Here is a 17,126-nt window from a genome sequence, read left to right as displayed (position 1 = left end):
CTACTGGCTGGCTGGCTTATCCGGCCAGTCAGGATTTGAGGTATCCACCCGGTTTACCAGTACACTGTAGAGCTCCCAGGCGTCCAGCCGTTTAATCTCTTCATCTGTGGCAATTTTTAGTTTTACTGCCCGTGCCAGTGGCGCAATGACTGACTCTGCTCCGGCAAGGAGTTCCGCTTTTCTGGATTCAGCCTGTGCAACCAGTTCTTCAGGCGTATATTCGCGATGTTCAACCAGTACTGGGCCTCCTTTCCTGTGCTCAATATATTTTCCGTCCACCTGACCCTGCATAAGTTCATGGTAGTGTTCATCAGTCAGAGGAATTAGATCAGTCGGGCAATCTCCCGATTCGGTATCCGGCTTGTAGAAAAAACCTTTCTCTTTAAAGCTGTAATAATAATCGCTCATTTTATCTCCCAATCGCAAACCAGGCTACAGGGTAGTTATTTATATGATTACTGCTCGATGAATCTTTTGTAGCGGCAAAAAACTGGCTTTTACTCACCGGATATCCAAACGCGTTATCCACCGCCCCCCCCTGCTGATTATTGTTGGTGACAAATACAGCAAAGCAGGATGCCGGAAACTCTCGCGGGAAATTGTAGGTTCCGTTTGAGCTACCAAGTGTCCCCCATTGCATTATAAACCCGGTGCTTTCGTCACGAACCCATCCATAATCACCCAGACTGGCAGTATTTTTGCGGTTGTAATTGTTATTAAGGAAGTCATTCAGCCAGCCACCCCACACATCACCATATAAATTACCATCAGGAGCAACACGGCTTTTACCGCTCAATAAAATTTCTGTAGCTGTAATCCTGCCCGGCGCGCGAAATTCTCCGGTTGCAACATCAAATACCCATATTTTATCGTTAACATCAAAGTCTGTTTTCGCGTGAATTGCAATTTGTGGGAAATTAGTATTCCCACTAGTTAATATTCCGAAAGAGGCGGCTACAGGATAGCCAGACTCCAGTGAGACCTTTCCTTTCAGGAGCGGGAAAAAATTATTATCATTATTCTGACGGTGAACCATTGGTACACTAAACGGTGCTTCACTGCTTAACTGACCAGAAAATCCCCCCGCCCCCTCCGGCCAGTTATTATCAACAAGAGCCTGAAAATTTTTAGTCAGCATCTTTTTACTGTGCTGCAATTCATTTTCATTAAAATATCCTGCCAGCACGTTGTTAGCCATAAATGCCAGATTACCGTCGCCGTTCCCTTTGAGCCCGGTATCGTTATCACCGATAGCGATGGAACTACCGCCCAGTGTGTTATTAGTATTCACGCCGAAGGAAGATGTCTGTGGCAGGGTTAACTTCCCGTTCATCTCATCGCCAGTTTTCTGGACTGCGCCCGCAGCCAGATTTATCGTTTCGCCTAAACCAAGGTTTTTGCGAATTGCCTCCGTGTCGTCTGAACGATATTTTTTCCCGCTTTTAGCAACAATCGCTGGTGATAAAGTATGCAATATGGTTATGCGAGAGTGTCAACTTTTGACCAAAATTTAGAATTACAACTGGAGGCGCTCAGGAGTTCAGGATGTGACCGGATTTTTGAAGATAAAATATCCGGTGCGAAGTCAAAACGACCAGGGCTTGATAAGCTGATAAAAGTGTTGCGGCCTGGCGATACGGTTGTTGTCTGGAAACTGGACCGAATGGGACGTTCTCTGATTCATCTTGTTGAGTTACTGAACTTTTTTTTATCAAACAACATTGAGTTTATTTCGGTTACAGAAGGGATAAAAATTAGCACATCAATTGGCCGCTTTGCTTACACGATGCTGAGTGCGGCTGCAGAGCTGGAGCGGGAAAATATTATTGAAAGAACGCGTGCAGGATTGGCTGTGGCAAGGGCTAACGGCAGGATAGGAGGACGCCGTTCAAAACTGACACCAGAGCAATGGGAGCAGGCCGGACGTTTATTAGCGCAAGGAGTCCCCCGCAAGCAGGTCGCATTGATCTACGATGTGGCTCTGTCAACTTTGTATAAAAAACACCCCGCCAAACGAACGTGCATAGAAAGTAACGCTCAAACCAATTGAATCGGTCGGCAACACAGATTGATTGTGCCCCAATAGCCACACTCAACCCACGATGTTTTTTTCGATAGTGGCGAATTGATGTAAAGGAGGTGAGATGAAATCAATTCGCTGTAAGACCTCATTTTCCAACATCACAACCAAGTAACGCTGCTGCCCGCAAAATGATCTAACGCCCATACGACCAGGGTGTCACCTCTGGAAAGCATACGCAAAACCTTTTTTAGCCCTGGGCGTTCAGCCTTTTTGCCGCTCGCCTTGTCCTCAAAAATCAGCTCACATCCTGCGCTTTCAAGGGCATTTCGTTGCAAAGCAGTGTTTTGTTCATTTGTTGATACGCGTACATAGCCTATTAGCATATTTTCTGCTCACTATCGTTATTTATAGCAAGCTGCGGATTTTAATTAACAAAAACCAGTATGTGTGGAAATCACAAAGTACATACCGTTCCCCAATGACGAACAACTCAAAATTGGCAAGGTTTTTATGTCTGACTTAACAATTTTATTTTTATCTATCTTTGGCGGAGTGCATTCGTTTCTGAATGGGGTTCGTGAAAAACGTTACGAAGCGTCATGCAGGCAATTGCTGGCCGAGTGTATTGCTGCCGTACTTGCAGGCTTTATTGGCATGTATTTCGCGGAATATAAGGGCATGGATGAAAGCCTTCAGCATTGCGTGACTATTATTTGCAGCATCAATAACAGGCTCATTCTTGAAAAGTCACAAAGGATTATCGATTCGTACATCAATAGAAATGCCTCTTAAGCAACAAATGACCGGTTGAGAAGTTACTTTGCATACCATTACCTCCTGACAACGTAGGAGGGAACTTGTGCTTGACACACAGGAATTAGCTCCAGTTGCTATTGCGCTCCTGCTTTCAGTAATTGGTGGGATAGGCACGTTCCTGATGGATGTCCGAGACGGTCGCCAGTCTGGCAATTTGTTGGGATTGGTTACGGAGATCTTTGTTGCAGTGACAGCTGGCGCGGTGGCGTACCTATTGGGGCAACACGAGGGCTGGGAGTTATCAATTACGTACTTAATGGTAACGATAGCCAGCAATAACGGTCATGAGGTGATTTCAGGGATGAAACGAGTGAATATCGATAGCATTCTGAATGTTCTTACAAGTTTGGTGAAAAAGGGAGGCGGGAAATGATTGGCTGGGGTGTATGCGTTCTTGCGTTAGCCTTAGCCGATCGCTATTTGCTAAAACGCAAGGACATCACGCATTTAGAACTTGGTGATGTGGAAATTAAACCGGGTTTCATCCGGGTGCCGTTCAAATACCGGTCTAAATTCCCGTTTTTGCGCGGCGCAACGGTCAGATATTGGATCCGCGATGTTCAGAAGCCGACGACAGTGATTGAAGGCGAACAACGTTGTTTGACGTCGGCTGAACAGGGCGAAAACAGTGAATGGTTGTACATACCCACTGAATATATGGGTAAAGGAGAGCGACTGTGGCATTTCAACGTCATGGTTACGCATGGCGACTCGTTCATTAACCCGTTGTATCGGATTTTCCCTGTTACTCAGCAAATCCGCAGAAGTTACGTAATAAATCTCGCACAGGATGTGTCAGATGACGAAAAATAAGTATGCAACGGTCGATTTTGACCAGGTTAATGAAAAGGGGCTGAAATCCCTTATCGCGGCGATCAATAAAACCGGTGTTACGGTAATTGAGGTTGACTCCAGCAACCGCGCAACAACGAAAGATGGCGTTAAAGTTAAAACCGCAAAGCTGGTTCTTAACGACGGACAAATTCTTGCCATACAGGTAAACGATACTGGCGATATATCGTCTGTGAGGCTGAATGGAAAAGCTATTCCTAACGCTCAGTCGCCGGATATCAAGACGCTTGGTACCGTCATGGGGCAAGCGGCCCGCAAAAACTCCGCAAAATTCCAGAAATCACTGATCGCCAAAGCGAAGCGTGTTGCCAATCCGGTAGACAAGAAACCGGCAGTTAAATCCAACTTTCAGCGTCTGCAAGAAGCAAAACTGCGGAATGCTCAGGTGGTTGCCGCTTATAAGTCCGCGCAGAATTCGGTGTCTTTCAATCAACAGCAGATCACTGATTTGCGGGCGAAGCTGGATAAGGAGACAGGCCGACTCAATAACGAAAAGGCCCGAAATGGCGAACTCAAACGCCGTCTTAAGCAACTGAAAGCAGGAAATTAACATGGAACAGTTCAATATCAATAAAGGGGTGACGATCAAGCCTGGGCTTGACGTGCTTCCCCCGCCAGTGACTGATGATGAATATCGCGCATTAATGGCCGGTGAGGACCGCTATCTGATGACGGAATCCAACACCCTGGAGGAAATCGAGGCTACGTTCTTCTATGACACGCCGATCCACTGGTGTGCTACGGATTTACTGGAGGCGATTAGTTCTACTCGTTTGCAGTTACACCGGACCATGCAGGCATTTGTCCGGGCATTGAACCAGAAGCTGAATGGTACCGGAATCTCTGCGGGGAGTGATAAAACGGGGGATGTGGCCCAGAGCGGCGCGCGCGCGATCGGCGGCGCTGAAATTGGCCGGGCACGTAACGTTAACGGGCTGCCGGTCTTGCCAGCCATTATTCCGCTCAGTGATGGTCAGACTATCAGCATTCTGTTTCATAGCCCGACAGCGGAAAACCGGATCACCAATAGCGATACGCTGGTTGCTTTCCAGTTCTTACTGAATAAAAAAGACGTTACTCACACCGTTGCTCCGATGAGTGGACGTGATATGACGCTGGCGCAGGTCACCATGAAACTTGCCAACCTTGCAGAGAAAAACTCGGCAAAATTCCAGCGTGCGCAGAAGAAGAAAAAAGCCCTTGTTGATGAAATAACCCAACTACAGGCTGACAGTGACCAGAAAGAGGATGCCATGAGCGACCTCGCGGATCAGGTGGCAGCGGTAGAAGGGCAGAAGGCAGATCTGGAGCAGAAAATTAACGCTGTTGCATCGGAAGCGGATTCTCTTTATGAAGAGAATGAGCGTTTGCAGACGGAGATTGATCAGCTCAATCGCACTGGTGGGCGCGATACCATTGCTCCAGCGGGGATGACTGGTGGGCACTCTCGCGCGCTGACGGATCGCCTTGCCAGTATCAAAAATCGTATGCATATGAACGGGGAAGTGACGCTCAGTAATGGTGCATCAATGAAGCAATTCATTGAGGACGGCGAAGGGTATATCCAGTTAAGCGATTCGGATGGCAGCGTGTACATGATCAAGGCTAAATCCATACAGGGTGTGGACATGGCAGATGCGATCGGCAAGCTGTTTAAAGCCTATAAAGCGGGTAATGTATCGGAATACCTGGTCCAACCAGAAGAACATAAACCGGAAAACGTCGAACCTGAACCAGCGGAGGATACCGGTAGCTCTTCGCCTGAACCAGAAGTCTCTGTAGGTGCATATCGATATGCCCTGCAAATGCGTCCGGCGGCCCCTGGCGCAATACCTGAAGGTAACAAAGCAATTCTGCCGCGCCCTGATGAAGGTGACCCGTATTATGAATATGCACGCTACGGCATTGCTACTTACGATACCCCGCTTTCTGATCAGCAAATGAGTGAGTACGACCTGAAGTTATTGCCTCACGAGGATTCTTTCGACTTCCTGGCGAAGACACTTACTAATGGTCCGTTTGGCAAATATGCACAAAAAGCTCTGGAGCTGGCCACCAGCTCACCAGACGAGTTCCGCGTAATGCTGAAAACTCAGTTTCAAAAAACTTTCCCCAATATTGCGTTTCCGGGGGGCGCTGGCACCGAGAAAATGGTGCAGAGCATGATCAATGCATTGCAGGCCGAAGTCGGTGAGATTACTCAGCCAGAACCTGCCCCGGCACAGCCTGATGAAACGGTTAGCGAAGCAGATGCAGCGGCTAATAAAGCCATTGAATATCTCAATAACGTGATGGATATGCAAAGCACTGACATGGCGGAGATCCGTAACGCCCGGGGTAATGTCCGGGAAGCGATTGCAGCCCTTCAGGCTGCCGGGCGTTTTGAGGAAAACGAAGAGCTAGTTAATGGCGCTGCTCGCCACCTGGCTGATCTGCTGGTAGCAATCCAGAAAGCGGGGGTAGCGGCATGACACTATCAGCTATTGAGTTAATGGATCTCAGCGATAAGTTGGATGCTCTGATGTCCAAAGCGGCTACCGCGCGTGGCATGGAGTTGCTGGATATCAGCGATGAAATTGACCAGATCATGCAACAGATGGGGTACGGTGTGTCCGGCGGCAGTAGTGGCGAGGAAAAACAACCTTCGGTACATGATGGCGTGCCAAAACTGGTTGCTGATTTCCTGGCTGATAAATTCGTCGATCAGAGCACCGATGCATTTATCGGTACCTTGCAGGATTTGAGTCAATATGTTGGCACATACATCGACCTGGACCAGGTTAAACAGCACACGGCGGCATGGATAGCCGCCAACATTAAAGAGGCAGCGTGACATCCTCCACGCCCTTCGGGGTGTGGATTCCTGCTATGTTCAGGCTGTCGCCTGAATCATTTCGGAGGGTTCCTGCTTCAACGGGCGGTCTGACTGCACCATCCCTCCACAGGCAAGCACGGCGTGCCCCGCCGCTAAAATGTTACGAGCGCCGTTTACATCGGCGTTCGCTGTATATCCACAATCCCGACACACGAATTTACTTTGTGACAGGCGGTTTTCTTTCGCTGTATGGCCACAGCACGCGCAACGCTGGCTTGTGTACGCTGGCGGCACTGCCAGTACCTGACCGCCACGCCAGAGCTGCTTGTACTCAAGCTGGCGGCGCATTTCATACCAGCCCTGATCCAGTATCGAACGGTTTAAACCTGATTTTGCCCGGACATTGCGCCCCGGCTGACTTATCGTACCCGCCGCTGACTTTGACATGTATTTAACCTTCAAATCCTCAATGACAATCATTGCGTGGTTTTTGCTGATGATCGTTGTGATTTTATGAAGGTAGTCTCTGCGGATGTTTGCGATACGAAAATGCAGTCGCTGTATTTTGCGTTTCTGCATCTGCCAGTTGTTGCTGAATCTGACCTTGCGGCTTAACTGTCGCTGAAGTCTCGCCAGCTTCTTCTGGTTTTTCTGAAAACTATTTACAGGTTCAAAGACTGTGCCATCTGACAGCGTGGCGAGTTTAGCCACGCCAGCATCCAGTCCGACCATTGATGCTGAAGGGTGAACAGGAGTGGATACCTCTCTTTCTGTCTGAATACTGATGTACCACTTACCGCAGGACTGGCTGACAGTGACATTTTTCACAACACCCGTGACCTGACGGCTATTCCGGTAGCGCATCCAGCCAAGTTTCGGCAGAAAAATACGGCTGTTTTCCTGATCGAGCTTAACGCCCTGCGGGTAGCGGAATGCATCATTCTGTCCCCGCTTTTTGAATCGGGGAAAAGCAGCCCGATTCTGGAAGAAGTTTTTGTAAGCCCGCTCAAGGTCTTTCAGTGACTGTTGCAATGGCTGTGAGGGAGAATCTTTAAGCCATTCGGTTTCAGTGTCTTTTTTCCACTCAACCAACCAGGAAGCCATTTTCGTGTAAGGGATGTATTTTTTACCGGCCTCATGATTCTCATTCTGAAGCGCCAGAGCACGATTGAAAACGAAACGACATGCGCCTGCGAAGCGCCTCATTTCACGCTCCTGTTGACCATCTGGTCTTAATCGGAATTTGAATGACACCTGTTGTTTCATGTCACTATTTTAAGCAAAAATAGCCGGGAGGAAAACTGTGCCTTATATCCCCACTATGAGGCGCGTGGGGAGCGGCACATTGGATAAGGCGTAACAGGGATGAGCTTAAGCGATCAGGTGGTTATGGCCACCAGCATAGAAACGCTGATCGAGCTGCTAAAGAACCTGCCCGATTACGGGCGGGTTTCGTATGTGGTGACAGCGAAGGGAGACGAGGTAAAAACGGCGTTTGATATCGTCGATGCCTCAGCTCTTTTGGTATCCAATACTCTGGATGGGAAAATTAATCCAGACTATCCCCAGGAACTTCAGCCGCGCGACCGGACCCGCGCATCCAGCCTTCTTCAGGTCAACCAGATATCCAAGGATTTGCGTCCTGCCCAGCTTACCGATTCCGGTTTATCCAGCCATGGCGCGCCGATAATTGGTGAGGACAATGCCGTTGAGTCAGGTAATGGGCGGACCATGGGGATCATCAAAGCCTATCAGGACGGCAATGCGGATCGGTATCGTGAGTACCTGATTGAACATGCGACCGAATTCGGCATACGACCTGAAAAGGTTGAATCAATGACGGCTCCGGTACTGGTGCGCCGCCGGTTAACTAAGGTTGACCGCGTTCAGTTTGCCAAGGACTCAAATATTTCTGATCTTCAGGAAATGGCAGCCAGTGAAAAGGCTTTTGTTGATGCCGACAGCATAACACCGGCGATGATGGCGCTTTTTAACCCGTCAGAAAGCGGAGATCTGCTTAGCCGCAGTAATGACGCGTTTATTCGCGGATTTATGACGCAAGTTGGTGCCACACAGGCGGCTGGCCTTGTAACTGAAGATGGGCGACCAACACGGCAACTTGTAGACCGTATACAAAACGCGATCTTTGCCAAGGCATATAAGGATGCGCGCCTGGTAAGAATGGTTGCAGAAGAACCTGATCCGGATATGCGTAATGTTCTGACGGCGCTTAATGCGGCAGCCAATGATTTTGTCCAGATGCAGGCTTTATCAGGAGAAGCGCACAAGCAGGCTGTGACAACTATTGTTGATGGTATTGAGACAGCGGATAGTCTCGATAAAAAGGCGCTGGCGGCATTGAAAGATGCGGTAGACCTGGTAAGGCAATCGAAGGAGTCAGGCCAACATATTACCGATGTTATTGCTCAGGGGGATATGTTCAGCGAAACAGCCCCGGAAGTGAAAGCTCTCGCGTTGTTCATCGTCGCGAATAACCGTAGCGCGAAGCGTATGGCCACCGCCTTTAAATTGATGGCTCAACGTATCAATGATGAGTTACAGCACCAGGGCCAGGCGCTGGGGGATATGTTTGGCGGTGGTGATGTGTCGTTACAGGATATCCTTCGCCAGGTGTCTCAGGAACTGGAAAACGAAGGCATGCAAGGGATATCCGGCGGTCTTTTCGAGTCCGTTTCCGGCGGTAGTTACAACGGTGTTGCTCCATATACCAGTTTGCTATTACATCGGGCATCCGGCATCAAAGACATTATTCATCTGATCAGGCTGCTTTCCCGTACAGATCCCCAGGATGAACAGCTTGTACAAGTGCTTGCGCATTTTGTTCGAATGCCTGTTGCCGACGTGAATAAATGGTGCCGATTATTCGGTATCAGCAATTCGTTACTTCGCGGATTGTTAAATCACGCATCCTCCCTTGGGCGCGACGGCTTTGATGAGATAGCGCAGGCGATAAAAAACGGAGATATGCCACCAGCTATTGACTGGTTTTCCATTCGCCCAACCAGGGTGAAAGCATTCCTTAGCGCGGCGCATTCGGCATCACCATTGGCAGAAATGATTCAGAGGTTGTCGCTCATATTCACAGACCATACCGCGTTGGGTGATCTGACTCTGGACGAGATGAAAGAAGCCTCCATTCAGTGGGCCGATCAACAAAATGAGGTTAACTCAGACTTCTTGCCAGCATTCAGGAAGGCCGTTAGTAAAGCGGATGATGCCCGTGGAATTCTGAAGGCATTTAAGGCATTGCAAAGTCGGGTTAATAAACATGTCGGTGATATCGATGGGGTAACGGCGGAAGGCAGGGATATCCTTAAAGAGCACGGCATAACGCCAGAGTTTATTGATGAGATCAGGACGGATATGCAGCGTGAGGTCGTATCGTCCCTGCAAATCGTAGCCAGAGCGTTGGCGGATGCTAATCCGAAGAGTGCGGCCATTGTTAACCGGGTTATTGGTGATATTGAAGCATCGGAGGGCATGGGGGCGCTGAAACTCTTCCTTTCGCGAGCGTTTAATCCTAACGGCAATATTCTCCCTGGCATTATTGGTGAGGCTAAAAAGTATGTCAGTGAAGAAGAACTTGAGCAGCTTGACCAACTACTTAAGCGATTCTCATATAACCCGCAGATACGCTGGCAAATGAATCAGCGAAGTATGGGTTCGGTCCACGAGAAAGTGTTATCTGCCATGAACAGTGCGATCGCAAACTCATCCGTATCTGAAGAAAAAGCTCTTGAGTGGGCCGACTCTTTTATCACAGAAGAAGTGGAAGAAGCCCGCGCTGGACAGAATGGTGGGATAGACCTGCGCAAGGAACTTGCTGATATTTATCGCCTGACCGGCGGGAAAATATCGACCTTATCAAAGGTAGTTCACCACCAGGGAAGGGCATATGCAAATCTTAATGGTGTTGTTGCTGTCAATTTGAACGATGAAAATGCAAGTGCACTGTGGCACGAGCTGGGTCATCATCTTGAGTACAGTAACCCTGGTTTGTTAGAGAAAGCCCGGTCATTCCTGAAGGCCAATGTTGAAGGGGATAAGCCATCTTTCGTCAATATCGGTGGGCGTGGCAAGCCTGAATGGTGCTTCAGATCTCGATTGAGTAATATTTATATGGCGAAGGTATACCCGCCAGCCTCAGTAAGTAACACCGGGAAAATTCGGCAGAAATCACCGACTATTTCCAAAACGTCAGCAACGGAAGTATTCTCTATGGCTCTTCAGTTGTATCATGACAAAGAGGCCGCTGCCGCATCACTGATGAATGGTGACGGATTGCTGGAACTGTTATTAGGTGTGGCAAAGGAGCTAAATAATGCAGATTAAAATCGCAGCGCCATTAGGTGGAGATGCCATTATCGAATTTGATGATAATGAAGAAGTTTCCGGGCGTTTAAGCATTATCTCCGGTGACATTACCGAGGACATGATCGCTGAAGCCATAGCTGGGGCAAATCCCAATAGCTATATGGGATTCGTTAACACCCTTGATGCTCCCGCAAGTGATGTTCTCCGAACGCTGCATCTTTACGCTGGCTGGTTTGTTGATTGGCCAGCAGTAGATGGTGGCGATGAGGACGACGACGACGATGATTTTGGTGATCATGTAGACCAGATCGTATATTGAAGAAATCCCGCCAGTCGGCGGGATTTTTTTTAATCGCTTTCCACTTCTTCCGTGGTGTTTTCTTGCAGTTCTGTTAATGCAGCACGACATAGGTTCCGGGCATTGGCTATAGCCACACTTTTGACTTCATCCGTCATCGTGCAGGTAATGTACTGATCGAGTTCTTCAGCGCGGATGATGCTTTTGCCAATCAGAAACTGTATTTGCCAGAGCAGATCGGCATCCATAATCAGAATTTCTGCCGGGCCTTCAGGGCCAGCCGGGAAGGAAACATAAGACTGTTTGCCCAGGCCGACAACTCGACAACTTGCTTCAAGAATTGCGCGCTTGAGGTCTGACTTTATAACGGAAACAGGTTGATTTTCACCAGTGATTACGCCGTTGACATGGAAAGGCATGTAGCTTGAAATACGCTCCACTTTCCACACGCCAGCAAGCGATCCTTCATGCAGCACAATGGGGGTAACCGCGAGTTTCATCTCACCATATAGCTGCTGGCAGATAGCTGGATTGCTGAATACATCTAAAGGCTCACATTCAAACAGCGGCGCAATCTGCATGAGGTCCATCATGGTCATCCCTGGGGTACGAGCAGTAATGAATCTGCGCATACCAGTATCCATTGCGCTCCAGATTGCTACACCATGCTTTTTGCTCACTTCTTCAGTAAAGCCAAGGTGGCACATGATGGTTTTTTCGATAGCCAGATCAGAGATCGAAACCTTTTCGCCAGGCACACCATCATTATTGATGGTCACTTCGACACTCTGACCATTACGCAGGCGGTATTGAATTGCTTTAGTATTTTCCACGTTAAATCACTCCACTACAAACCAGTCACATGCCAGTAAGTCGCCTACAGAAGGAACCCACGGAACAACTACACCTTGTGCATTTTTTAAGGCGAAATAAGCACCATACGGAACGAGGTCGCCGGGGAAATATCCCTTAATGGCTTCCATTCGTGCCGGGTACTGTCCTTCAGGAACCAGCCAGCAGAATTGGTTTTCGCCGTTCCACCCGCGTCGGGCAACTTTCTTGCCATCCTTCAGCCACATCAGCGCGTCAGAAAAGTCGGCTGCTTCAAGGTCGATTTCTTCTTGTAGAGTAGCGATACCGCCAGCAGAAATAGTTACGTCCCTGGCTGTAATGAATGTCACCCCATTGTGACCTTCAATGCTGAGCGATACCCCATTTTCGAAGAAGTCGTTAGTCCGACTAAAGCCTTCTTCAAATGTTTTTTCTGGTGAATAGGACAGAGAACCGTCCTCATAAGCGACCAGATATCCGCCAATTTCTGGTCGGTGTTTTTGCAAAAATATTTTATCAACATGGACTTTTACCCCTTCTGGCTCAACGACTTCGATGTTGCAAAAAAGGACCACATCCATTAGGGCGATAATTTCGATATCTTTGATTTTTGAGGCGCGAACTGTTTTATGGCTTTTGTATTTTGGAAGTGCCGTAAAAAGCTCTTTCGTTGTCATGTTATTCATAGTCTTTCCTCTGCTTAAAACCTGATGTATTGCGCCTTCAGGTGGGTCAGGAATGTTTTCCCACCAGCGAACGCAATATCTCGGGGTGTTCTTTTCGTGAAAAGCGCGTGCCATTGCCAACTTTGGCGTTTGTTTGCGAGTTCGTGCTTTTGTCGGCGTCTGGACCACCGCTTTTCTTTCAGTCGTTTTTTACACATTCAAAACGGAATATCGTCGTCAAAGTCCATTGGAGGTTCGTTATTGGCGTTGCTCTGAGGTTTACCGCCACCACTGTATTGCTGGTGGTTTTGAGGTTGGTTTGATTGCCCCCAGCCATTTGAGGACTGTGAATCGTCACGGCGAGCGCCGATCATTTGCATGGTGCCGCCCTGGCTGACGATAATTTCCGTCGTGTAACGTTCTACACCGGCGTCATCTGTCCACTTACGGGTTTTAAGTTTCCCTTCGATGTAGACCTGAGAACCTTTTCGTAAATACTCACTCGCAATTTCAGCAAGTTTTCCGAACAAAACGACTTTATGCCATTCTGTTTGCTCTTTCTGTTGGCCCGTTTGCTTGTCGCGCCATGATTCATTCGTTGCGATGCTGAGTCTTCCGACCGCTCCGCCATTTGGTATATACCTGATCTCCGGGTCTTGCCCCAGGGTACCAATCAGGATGACTTTGTTTACACCGCGTTGTGCCACTTATCTTACCTAATAAAATAAATTAATTAGAGCAATAATGTATATCTTTGAAACGTAGCTAACAAGTGATTTGCATTATCCTGTGCCTTCTAAAGGGATCGAGTCAGTCGGTATTGGCTGTGAATGGGTGTTTGTCCTGGAGCGTAAAAAATTCGCTTATGAGGTCTTTATGAAGGGAAAAACAGCCGCAGGAGGCGGTGCAATTTGCGCTATCGCGGTGATGATTACCATCGTGATGGGTAATGGCAATGTGCGAACCAACCAGGCGGGGCTTGAGCTGATTGGTAACGCTGAAGGTTGCCGACGTGATCCATACATGTGCCCGGCAGGGGTATGGACTGACGGGATCGGTAATACACACGGGGTAACGCCGGGTGTGCGAAAAACAGACCAGCAAATCGCCGCTGATTGGGAAAAGAATATCCTGATCGCTGAACGCTGTATTAATCAGCACTTCCGGGGCAAAGACATGCCCGATAATGCCTTCAGTGCAATGACAAGCGCGGCATTCAATATGGGATGCAATAGTTTACGGACCTACTACAGCAAAGCGCGAGGCATGCGAGTCGAAACGTCCATCCACAAGTGGGCGCAGAAAGGGGAATGGGTGAATATGTGTAACCATCTCCCTGATTTCGTGAACAGTAACGGCGTGCCCTTGCGAGGTTTAAAGATTCGCCGTGAAAAAGAACGCCAGCTTTGCCTGACGGGGCTGGTCAATGAATAAACTCAGGCTGCTCCGCCGACTTTCGACAATGAAGTTATCGCTGGCGGCGATAGTTTTCGACTCGATTTTCATGGCGGTATATGTGCTCAATGAGACGTGGCCACTGGAACCGCTATTGTATGCCGGGCTTCGGCTGTGCCTGACATTTTTGAGCATGGCTGCAAGATTGATGCAGCAGAAAGAAACAGCTTCAGATTGTCCAGGCCGCGCGGTGCGCAAATATATGGCACGCAGGCGAAGGTGATAATAGTTAACGAGAACCCCGGCAGCTGCCGGGGTTATTTTTGGTGGTTATTTGAACGGATTGATTGAATTATTAAACGTGATGATGCTTGTCTCACGCGGTGCCTGGACGTTAGCCGCTTGCGGAACCTCCTTAATTTTCCTGGTGACAGGCAAGTTGCGTGCGCCAACTTTGATCAGAGATTCGAAAAGTGTGGCAACGATTTTTGCATCACCAGGTTCTTTGAGGCGGAATGCGTCTTTTTGGGCGGCGGAGACGAAGATCGGGAGGTTATCCAGTTCGTCTTGCATTGCTGCCAGCACATCGTCGCGGATACCCGCTGTTTCCTCCAGCAAAGCGATTCGCGCTTCAGCATCTGCGATCTTGGCCATTGCTTCGAGGTGGCGGCCCTGGCTTTCGAGTAGTGCGGTTTCCAGTTCTGCCGTACGCTCTGTCGCCTCCACCATCATTTCCAGTTCAGCCATTTTACTGTAATGGGATATAACGGCCTGCACTGACTCGTCAGAGTATCCATGCGCCGCCAGGGACTCTGCCAGTAGAGATTTAGAATCCGCGCTTTCAAACATTCCGGCGCTGGCAGGATGATCCAGACTGATATAGTTCGGCGTTGTCACATAATCCACACCATGGAAGCTGGTGGTTACAGCGATTTTCCCGGACTCGCGCCCGCCAGTGGCCCAGCTCCAGCCACCAGCTCGGCTTTCGATCATCGCGGCGACAATTTTACCCGGCTCTGTGTTAAGAATTTCCTGTGTATGGGTAACGATGCCGTTGTCGTCAACAGATATAGCCACTGTGCGGCACGCTGGAACATTGTCGATTACGACCGGGCGACCTTCCACCATGATCACGCTGGTTTCTGGTACTTCCAGTTTGCCAGTCAGCTGTCGGCGACCGTGGCCGTAGTAGCCGAAAAGCTCACCAAGGCGTAAACCTTCCTGAGTTTCCTTGCTTTCAAGCATGGCCTTTACCGCGCTTAATACATACTGTCGCCCGTTCTGGCGACCTTTTCGAGCATTGCTATAGAGACAAAAGCGGTCAGTGACCGTTTTCAAAACATCAGTCATTATCGTTTCCCTCTTTAAAGACCGATTCAAGGATTTGCGCCAGTTCCTGTGGCGGTGTTTTGATGATGGAATCCATCAGGTGATCGTCGTCCTCGCTTTTCGCTTTCAGTTCGTTCACCAGTGCTTCGGAGATTTTTTCGTCAATTTCCAGCACATCGCTAAACAGGTAACGTTTGAATGCATCGGAATTGGCGAGGACGCTGTTATTGCTGACGGCATCGAGGATTTGCGTAACGATAGTGGCGTAGTTCGCCTGCGAGTCGCGGTTATCGTTGTGCTCTTGTTGCAGAGCGGTATTAACGGAGTGGAATTCGATTTTGTACGGGCGATCACCTTCCGGGTATACCTTGCCGTACTTGAAAGCAAGATGAATATCGATAGCCCGCAGAATGAACTCATCTACGCCCTGCTGGATCCATGAGGCGCGCATGGCGGCCTGAATTGCCGTGCGCAGGAATCCACCTTCACCAAGCCCGCCGGACATTTGATCTGCCCACCCCAGGAGGGTGTAATCGAGGCCAAGTGCTGCCGCCAGCTGGCGCATATAGGTGAGAATGTCTTCAATGCCGTTGATGTCAGCCTGGATGGTCTGAGTATCAATAGTCATCTGTCCCTTGCCGTCGCCCATAATAGGCAGCAAGGTATTGGTCACCGTAGGCATGTTATTCGCGCCGCGTGCGCGCTTTTCCATCAGGTCAGCTGCTCGTTTAAGCGTCTGAGTAATGGTGCGCGAATAATCGGCTGCTTTTACCGGATCCAGACTATTCATCGCCAGGCCGATGATTCGGTCAATTTTCGACGCATTAAAACGCGTTGCCTTCAGTGAGCGGATCGCCGAACGCAGATTCATGTACGGCTCGTAGGCGTATTCGAGCAAGCTGGTCCCGTAATTCTGGGTTTCAATCGGTGTGCGCTCTTCCGGATTATCCAGCAGGCTGTAAGCCTTATGGCCAGTGTGCACAGGCATAAGGTTTGACTTAGGCCGCCAGTAGGGGATTTTCATAGGGATAATGGCCCACGGATCGGCGAAAACCATTTTCCCTGACGCGTCCTTCAGATAATCGCCGCTAAATCCCGCCAGGTTACCGCTGACCTCGAACTCTTTGATGAAGCCCGGAAGGGTGTAATAGGAGCACTCAAAAGACGTGATCCCTATGCCTTCTTTGGCGTATGGCCTGACATAAGCCACCCCAAATACAGACATGATAAATGCCCACCCGGCGACCTCTTTGTTGATGGTTCGCCCGATGTCGTTCATCAGCTCGTCACACAACCCCTGCGCGGCGTCATAGTCACTATCGTTTCCGTTGTGTACCGGCACGATAGAGAAGGTTTGTCCGGTCTTCTTATCGAAAGAGAGCGCGTGCGTAATATGGATATTCAGAGCGGTGGCGATCGTGCTGTAAACCGCCATTTCTTCGAGTAGCGGATAGCGTTGCAAGCGGTCTTCCGGCAGTTGAACTTCATCAAAGATAAAGCGACTCCCATCCACCAGCCCATCACCAGCCATGCCACTATCGCCCGGTTTGCCGCCTAAGAAGCCGGACAGTTGTACCGGTGCCCCTGCGCGAGAAAACAAATACCCACTTCCGCCGTGCACAGCCAGCGCGGACAGGAGGATGTTGTCCCGTTCTCCGTTGTCTTTAAAAACCCCCGCCAGCGCCTTCCTGACCGAGGATAGCGTGATTTTATTGTCTGCCAAGATTGCACCTTAATTAGAATAATTCGCATCGTGTTTGAACGGAA

General features: G+C 49.2%; 18 protein-coding genes and 1 pseudogene. 10 read left to right on the top strand and 9 right to left on the bottom strand.

The annotated features are described in order from the left end of the window. Both HU143_RS24005 and HU143_RS24000 read right to left on the bottom strand, forming a co-directional pair. Complete coding sequence (locus HU143_RS24005; protein WP_001747940.1) at window positions 1-408, bottom strand: tail fiber assembly protein; 408 nt, start codon at window positions 406-408, stop codon at window positions 1-3. A gap of 1 nt (window position 409) precedes the next feature. Then, the gene (locus HU143_RS24000) at window positions 410-1,453 is read right to left on the bottom strand and encodes a gp53-like domain-containing protein (RefSeq protein WP_229037458.1); all 1,044 of its coding nucleotides are present in this window, start codon (window positions 1,451-1,453) and stop codon (window positions 410-412) included. A gap of 15 nt (window positions 1,454-1,468) precedes the next feature. Between HU143_RS24000 and HU143_RS23990 the strand changes: the two genes are divergently transcribed. Continuing rightward, complete coding sequence (locus tag HU143_RS23990) at window positions 1,469-2,050, top strand: recombinase family protein (RefSeq protein ID WP_001749380.1); 582 nt, start codon at window positions 1,469-1,471, stop codon at window positions 2,048-2,050. 90 nt (window positions 2,051-2,140) lie between these two features. On the opposite strand, the pseudogene HU143_RS23985 reads toward HU143_RS23990, so the two are convergent. Next, a pseudogene (locus tag HU143_RS23985) lies at window positions 2,141-2,406 on the bottom strand (recombinase family protein); the annotation flags it as partial. Window positions 2,407-2,533: 127 nt separating this feature from the next. Here HU143_RS23985 and HU143_RS23980 point away from each other — a divergent pair. From HU143_RS23980 to HU143_RS23955, 6 genes are all read left to right on the top strand, one after another. Then, window positions 2,534-2,815 (top strand): phage holin family protein, encoded by a 282-nt coding sequence (locus tag HU143_RS23980; RefSeq protein WP_024139117.1) that lies wholly within the window; start codon window positions 2,534-2,536, stop codon window positions 2,813-2,815. Window positions 2,816-2,882: 67 nt separating this feature from the next. Continuing rightward, window positions 2,883-3,212 (top strand): phage holin family protein, encoded by a 330-nt coding sequence (locus HU143_RS23975; protein ID WP_000887652.1) that lies wholly within the window; start codon window positions 2,883-2,885, stop codon window positions 3,210-3,212. Next, on the top strand, window positions 3,209-3,652 hold the full coding sequence (locus HU143_RS23970; protein WP_000580776.1) for a hypothetical protein: 444 nt from the start codon (window positions 3,209-3,211) through the stop codon (window positions 3,650-3,652). The genes HU143_RS23975 and HU143_RS23970 overlap by 4 nt, the downstream gene beginning before the upstream one ends. Beyond that, the gene (locus tag HU143_RS23965; RefSeq protein WP_001361621.1) at window positions 3,639-4,241 is read left to right on the top strand and encodes a hypothetical protein; all 603 of its coding nucleotides are present in this window, start codon (window positions 3,639-3,641) and stop codon (window positions 4,239-4,241) included. The genes HU143_RS23970 and HU143_RS23965 overlap by 14 nt, the downstream gene beginning before the upstream one ends. A gap of 1 nt (window position 4,242) precedes the next feature. Further along, entirely contained in the window at window positions 4,243-6,162 is a 1,920-nt protein-coding gene (locus HU143_RS23960; protein WP_072649193.1) for a hypothetical protein, read from the top strand. After that, window positions 6,159-6,524, top strand: a complete 366-nt coding sequence (locus tag HU143_RS23955) for a ddrA (protein ID WP_072649192.1) — start codon at window positions 6,159-6,161, stop codon at window positions 6,522-6,524. Before HU143_RS23960 ends, HU143_RS23955 begins: the two co-directional genes overlap by 4 nt. A gap of 39 nt (window positions 6,525-6,563) precedes the next feature. On the opposite strand, the gene HU143_RS23950 is transcribed toward HU143_RS23955, so the two are convergent. Then, a complete protein-coding gene (locus HU143_RS23950) occupies window positions 6,564-7,772 on the bottom strand; it encodes an RNA-guided endonuclease InsQ/TnpB family protein (RefSeq protein WP_072649191.1) in 1,209 nt (402 codons plus the stop codon). Window positions 7,773-7,871: 99 nt separating this feature from the next. On the opposite strand from HU143_RS23950, the gene HU143_RS23945 reads away from it, so the two are divergent. Both HU143_RS23945 and HU143_RS23940 read left to right on the top strand, forming a co-directional pair. After that, on the top strand, window positions 7,872-10,859 hold the full coding sequence (locus HU143_RS23945) for a hypothetical protein (protein ID WP_062897555.1): 2,988 nt from the start codon (window positions 7,872-7,874) through the stop codon (window positions 10,857-10,859). After that, window positions 10,849-11,160 carry a hypothetical protein gene (locus HU143_RS23940; RefSeq protein WP_001165933.1) on the top strand — a complete coding sequence of 104 codons (312 nt, stop codon included), beginning with the start codon at window positions 10,849-10,851 and terminating at the stop codon, window positions 11,158-11,160. Before HU143_RS23945 ends, HU143_RS23940 begins: the two co-directional genes overlap by 11 nt. Before the next feature lie 29 nt (window positions 11,161-11,189). On the opposite strand, the gene HU143_RS23935 is transcribed toward HU143_RS23940, so the two are convergent. From HU143_RS23935 to HU143_RS23925, 3 genes are all read right to left on the bottom strand, one after another. Further along, window positions 11,190-11,972 (bottom strand): hypothetical protein, encoded by a 783-nt coding sequence (locus HU143_RS23935; protein WP_000432105.1) that lies wholly within the window; start codon window positions 11,970-11,972, stop codon window positions 11,190-11,192. Between the two features lie 6 nt (window positions 11,973-11,978). After that, window positions 11,979-12,656, bottom strand: a complete 678-nt coding sequence (locus HU143_RS23930) for a DUF2829 domain-containing protein (protein ID WP_001749386.1) — start codon at window positions 12,654-12,656, stop codon at window positions 11,979-11,981. A gap of 197 nt (window positions 12,657-12,853) precedes the next feature. Next, window positions 12,854-13,342, bottom strand: a complete 489-nt coding sequence (locus tag HU143_RS23925) for a single-stranded DNA-binding protein (RefSeq protein ID WP_000068865.1) — start codon at window positions 13,340-13,342, stop codon at window positions 12,854-12,856. Window positions 13,343-13,511: 169 nt separating this feature from the next. Between HU143_RS23925 and HU143_RS23920 the strand changes: the two genes are divergently transcribed. Further along, a complete protein-coding gene (locus HU143_RS23920) occupies window positions 13,512-14,069 on the top strand; it encodes a lysozyme (RefSeq protein ID WP_001345478.1) in 558 nt (185 codons plus the stop codon). Between the two features lie 291 nt (window positions 14,070-14,360). On the opposite strand, the gene HU143_RS23915 is transcribed toward HU143_RS23920, so the two are convergent. Both HU143_RS23915 and HU143_RS23910 read right to left on the bottom strand, forming a co-directional pair. Further along, entirely contained in the window at window positions 14,361-15,380 is a 1,020-nt protein-coding gene (locus HU143_RS23915; RefSeq protein WP_001749388.1) for a head processing protein, read from the bottom strand. Beyond that, window positions 15,373-17,082, bottom strand: coding sequence for a hypothetical protein (locus HU143_RS23910; RefSeq protein ID WP_001749389.1), 1,710 nt, complete (start codon window positions 17,080-17,082; stop codon window positions 15,373-15,375). Before HU143_RS23910 ends, HU143_RS23915 begins: the two co-directional genes overlap by 8 nt. Window positions 17,083-17,126 lie beyond the last annotated feature (44 nt).

It is taken from the genome of Salmonella sp. SJTUF14076 (genome assembly GCF_015534835.1).
In the GTDB taxonomy this organism is placed as follows: Bacteria; Pseudomonadota; Gammaproteobacteria; order Enterobacterales; family Enterobacteriaceae; genus Salmonella; species Salmonella enterica.
This window is presented reverse-complemented; position numbering and strand designations above follow the sequence as displayed.